Raw genomic sequence first — 3955 nt, 5'->3', positions numbered from 1 at the left:
ACGTTTGTTGATGTCGATTGATTTCCGAGCATTGGCGGCTATTCGCCGTCGCCCGTCTCCCCCGCCCGTTCGATGAAGGTGAGATAGATGCGGTCGTCGTTGCCCTTGGGCGGGCGGCACGGGTAGGGTTCCGACTTCTCCAACAGTTCGTAGCCGTTCGCCCTCATCAGTGCGGCAATTTGTTCGGCGACCGCCGCGCACTTGTCCCGCCCGGCCATCAGGCGGATTCGGATCGGTTCGGAGGGCGGGTCGCTTCCGGAATTGGCAGTTCGTCCCATCGTCGCTCCCGGCAAATTCCATTTCCATTAAACACCCGGCGGCTGATGGCGGTTCCATCGATCGCCCCGGCGATGCGATCTACCCCGGCCGGGTCGGCGTCATTTGCCCGATGTCATCCCCGGCCGCCGCGCCGGACCCGTCCAAAGGCGCCACCGGCGACAGCAAACTCAAATTGTGGACGGCCCCCCTCACCTGTTCGGGTGTCACCTCCAGATACTCCTGGAGCTGCTGGAGGCTGCGGTGTCCCGATATCTCCTGGATCACCCGCAGCGGTACGCCGCGATCGCTCATCAGGGTCAGGGCCGTTCTCCGGAAGGACTGGGTGGACGACCCCTGGATATCCAGAGCCTCCATCGTCTCCCGGAGAATCCGGCTGGCGGAGTCGGGGCAGATGGGCCGGTCCCAGTTGCGATAGGGGCCGCCCGGGAACAGCCAGTTGGGTCCGGCTTCTTTGCGGTACGCCTCCAGGTAGCGCCGCAGTTCGTCCGCCACCGGAATGGTGCGGGTGGAGAGCTTCCGTTTGGTGTTGCACTTGCGGAACGTCAGCGCCTCCCTCACCCGCCGCCTGCGGTCGTAGACATCTTTGGTGTGGAGGGTGCAGGCTTCGTTGATCCTCACGGCGCAGAACAGGCAGACCGCGAACAGGGCGCGATCGCGCAAATTGGTCAGCCCTCGATTGAACAGGAGCCTTATCTCCTCGGGGGTGAGGATCTTCGCCTTGCCGTGCCGGTTGACTTTCATCGCCGCAATTCCACGCATACTCCACAAGTGTACGCCCACGGGGGGATGTCGGGGAAGTTCGCCCCCCCGCAACATTTTTCACGGGGTATCGCTTTCCCGACGCTCCAAGCAATCCAGGTAGGCGGCATCCCCCGGATTCACTTCGAGCTGCCGCTGGAGGGCATCGAGTATCGCCGACTCCACCGGGGAGAATTCCACGTCGAGTCCCCGCAGGTTCAGGACGCGGACGGCGATCGCCTCCCACTCCGGCGACGCCTCGACGGGCCGCAAATCCCCGCCGTACAGGGTCAGGGTGTCCGAGCCGAAGTTGACCCGCACCGTTCCGCGTTCGACGGCTTCCACCCGCCCCCAGCAGCCATTCCAGCGGCGTTCCTCGGCGCTGAAGATGAACCCCTCGTCCAGGGCGAGGATGACCCATTCCCCCACGGCGAAGCGGCGGCGCCCGCCCTGCCGCACCTCGGTTTGAATCTGTTCCAGGGCATCCCGGACGCTCGTCGCCCTCCCGTCGGCGAGGCGATCGAGGACTTTCACCCGCCGGGCTTTGGGCAGTTTCAACAAGGAATACGCCCCTTGGACGCTGCCCCGGTTGAGGGCGACGCGCCACCCCTCGGCGGCTTTGGCATTCCCGGCTTTGAGTTCGGCGTCGATCCGCCTCACCACCTTGGCGGCTTTCGCGTAGGTGACACCCGAACCCAACCCCACCCGCTTGGCGACGATATCGCGGACGTTTCCCCTAGAACGAGAGAAGGGGTCGCCGTCCGACAGGGACACCCCGGCGAGCTGTCGTTCTTTGGCTTTCTCGGTTTCGATGGGCTTCCAGGCATTGGCTTCCCGCACCTTCTGCTCTCGGGTCTTGTCGCGGACGGCGTTCTCTCCCAGCATGGCTTCGAGTTCGGCCGTGCGATCGCGGAAGGGGTGGACCGCCACGGGAACTTCCGGCCAGCCCAACGCCAACGCCGCCTTCCACCGCCGGTGTCCGCCGATGATGACGTGCTCGGGCGTGACGGTCAGGGGGCGCATCCACCCCGAGGCGCGGATCTGCTCGGTCAGTTCCCCGGCATCGATGTCGCCGTAAATCCCGGCGTAGCGGGGATGGGGTTTCAGGTCTTGGGGGCGGACGAAGGCGATCGCTCTCATTGGCTCTACGGGCGCGGTGGGAATCATTGTATCCCCCCGGACGGGCGTTTCTCGCGTAGAATGAAAGTCACCCCGCACCGAGTTCGATGTACCGCGATCGCTACCCCGACAACTGGCCCGAACTGTCCGCCGCCGTGAAGGAGGCGGCGGGTTGGCGCTGCCGGAAGTGCGGCAGGCAGTGCATCAAACCCGGAGAGGAAACGCCGCACCTGTCCGCCAAAGAGCGCAAGTCCCGGACGATGAACGTCCACCACCGCAACTTCAAGCCCGAGGACAACCGCCCCGAGAACCTGGTCGCCCTGTGCGCGGGCTGTCACCTCGGCTATCACCAGTACCGCCGGGGAAACGTCGCGCCGGGGCAACTGTCGCTGTGCCTGACCCCCGACGGCGGGGAGGAAACCGGGCGGGGGGCGCGGATGCGAGAAAATATGAGGGGAGGATCGAGAGATGCTGAGTGAGTGTCCGTCTGGGTTCGACTGCGAGGCGATGGGATGGAGTGATGCGGCGGGGGCTTTTCGTGATATCTGAAGTACAGGCGTGTGCGGTGTTGTCGGGGAAGTCAAGCGATCGCCCTCCGTCGATTCAGTTGCCGAGTTTATCATCACCCGAACATCAGGTATGTGCCGCACTCGCTGAGGGTGAGGTAATCCCCTTCAATCTCTACAGACTCACCGGGCATCAGTTCAATTTCCCGGTATCCCGGCTCGTCGTCTGGCGGGCCGTCTTTGTCCGCGAATCGCCAACTGCCCTCCCATTCCCCGTCCGGCCAATAATAAATAATTTTCGGTTCGGTCAAGCCGCCGCCCTCCTCTGCAATCTGAAATGATGATATTGCCAGGGCGCCACATCAGTCCATCCGCCGCGCTACCCAGTCAACAAACCCGACCAATCCAGCACCCGCTCCGACCAAATGCCGGAAGCCTCGGAGATCCGCCGCCGTTCGTCGGCATCATCCCCCGCCCGACCCAGGCGGAGCCGCCACCGGGCCAGTTCGACCTGCAACGCCGCCAACTGAGCCGCCACGTCCGCATCCGCGTCCGCCGCCGTCCACTCGATGAAGAACTGGCTCTCCCTCAGCAAATCGTCCGCGATATCGGAATGGGCGACCGTCGAGAGGCGAGACTTAATGCGGGCTAAGTTGGAAGCCAAGTTGCCCAGGCGGATGGGTAGCGCATCCCTCAAGTAGCGGTCTTTCAGAGACGAGTAATCTTTCATTGCAGTCCTGTTCTGTCCAATAAACGTCTGACCACCTCGGCAACCCGTCGCCGGATGGCGGGGTCTTGAATTTCCATCGAGCGGTTATTCTGGCGGGGGCGGATGTTGATGAGCGATTCGTATCCGACTTCTCGTTCGGCGGGATACCAGTCGGCGCCCCAGACATCGACCTGCCGGCTCCCCACCTCCAACAGTACGGCTTCGCAGTCGGCGTGGAGTTCCCCCCCACCCGCCAACATTCCCCGTTCGATATCTACCGCCAGTTTAATATACCTGCCACAGGCCTGGGACATTGCCTGAATTTGTTCGTCCGTTGCCGGTTCTTTGATTAAACAAATCATCGTCATTTTCCCCTGCAATTTTCACTTCTAAACCCGCATCGCGTCAGCGGGAAAAGACGTGCGCTTGCGAAGGGATAAACCGCAGCAATTCCGAATCTGAAATGCCCGTCTTAAATTGGGTTTGTCCGTTCAAATTCAGCGCTATGGTCTGCACGACTCGGCAAGTATAGCAAAGAGCGCTCGTGTGGTTACAAAAATGATGGTCGGGAGAAAAGAGGAGAGAGGAGAGAGGAGAGAGAAAT

7 protein-coding genes are annotated in these 3955 nt (G+C 62.5%); 1 reads left to right on the top strand and 6 read right to left on the bottom strand.

Features of this window, described 5'->3' with window-relative positions; translation table 11 throughout:
* Window positions 1–38 precede the first annotated feature (38 nt).
* The 3 genes from LKE08_RS05190 to LKE08_RS05180 form a co-directional block, all read right to left on the bottom strand.
* Window positions 39–278 (bottom strand): hypothetical protein, encoded by a 240-nt coding sequence (locus tag LKE08_RS05190; RefSeq protein ID WP_324703133.1) that lies wholly within the window; start codon window positions 276–278, stop codon window positions 39–41.
* A gap of 79 nt (window positions 279–357) precedes the next feature.
* On the bottom strand, window positions 358–1038 hold the full coding sequence (locus LKE08_RS05185; RefSeq protein ID WP_324703132.1) for a site-specific integrase: 681 nt from the start codon (window positions 1036–1038) through the stop codon (window positions 358–360).
* A 60-nt stretch (window positions 1039–1098) separates the two neighbouring features.
* Window positions 1099–2184 (bottom strand): ParB N-terminal domain-containing protein, encoded by a 1086-nt coding sequence (locus LKE08_RS05180; RefSeq protein ID WP_324703131.1) that lies wholly within the window; start codon window positions 2182–2184, stop codon window positions 1099–1101.
* Window positions 2185–2243: 59 nt separating this feature from the next.
* On the opposite strand from LKE08_RS05180, the gene LKE08_RS05175 reads away from it, so the two are divergent.
* Entirely contained in the window at window positions 2244–2615 is a 372-nt protein-coding gene (locus LKE08_RS05175) for an HNH endonuclease (RefSeq protein ID WP_324703130.1), read from the top strand.
* A 143-nt stretch (window positions 2616–2758) separates the two neighbouring features.
* Here LKE08_RS05175 and LKE08_RS05170 read toward each other — a convergent pair whose 3' ends face one another.
* From LKE08_RS05170 to LKE08_RS05160, 3 genes are all read right to left on the bottom strand, one after another.
* Window positions 2759–2953: a hypothetical protein gene (locus LKE08_RS05170; protein ID WP_324703129.1), complete on the bottom strand. Its 195-nt coding sequence runs from the start codon at window positions 2951–2953 to the stop codon at window positions 2759–2761.
* A 68-nt stretch (window positions 2954–3021) separates the two neighbouring features.
* Window positions 3022–3372, bottom strand: a complete 351-nt coding sequence (locus tag LKE08_RS05165) for a hypothetical protein (RefSeq protein ID WP_324703128.1) — start codon at window positions 3370–3372, stop codon at window positions 3022–3024.
* Window positions 3369–3713: a DUF5674 family protein gene (locus tag LKE08_RS05160; protein WP_324703127.1), complete on the bottom strand. Its 345-nt coding sequence runs from the start codon at window positions 3711–3713 to the stop codon at window positions 3369–3371. Before LKE08_RS05160 ends, LKE08_RS05165 begins: the two co-directional genes overlap by 4 nt.
* Window positions 3714–3955 lie beyond the last annotated feature (242 nt).

The organism is Lyngbya sp. CCY1209 (assembly GCF_035615495.1).
Lineage (GTDB): Bacteria > Cyanobacteriota > Cyanobacteriia > Cyanobacteriales > Microcoleaceae > Limnospira.
This window is presented reverse-complemented; position numbering and strand designations above follow the sequence as displayed.

Bases quoted from the DNA above. Each gene is read 5' to 3' on its own strand.
- LKE08_RS05190 (WP_324703133.1), bottom strand. From the start codon at position 278: ATGGGACGAACTGCCAATTCCGGAAGCGACCCGCCCTCCGAACCGATC.
- LKE08_RS05185 (WP_324703132.1), bottom strand. From the start codon at position 1,038: ATGCGTGGAATTGCGGCGATGAAAGTCAACCGGCACGGCAAGGCGAAG.
- LKE08_RS05180 (WP_324703131.1), bottom strand. From the start codon at position 2,184: ATGATTCCCACCGCGCCCGTAGAGCCAATGAGAGCGATCGCCTTCGTC.
- LKE08_RS05175 (WP_324703130.1), top strand. From the start codon at position 2,244: ATGTACCGCGATCGCTACCCCGACAACTGGCCCGAACTGTCCGCCGCC.
- LKE08_RS05165 (WP_324703128.1), bottom strand. From the start codon at position 3,372: ATGAAAGATTACTCGTCTCTGAAAGACCGCTACTTGAGGGATGCGCTA.
- LKE08_RS05160 (WP_324703127.1), bottom strand. From the start codon at position 3,713: ATGATTTGTTTAATCAAAGAACCGGCAACGGACGAACAAATTCAGGCA.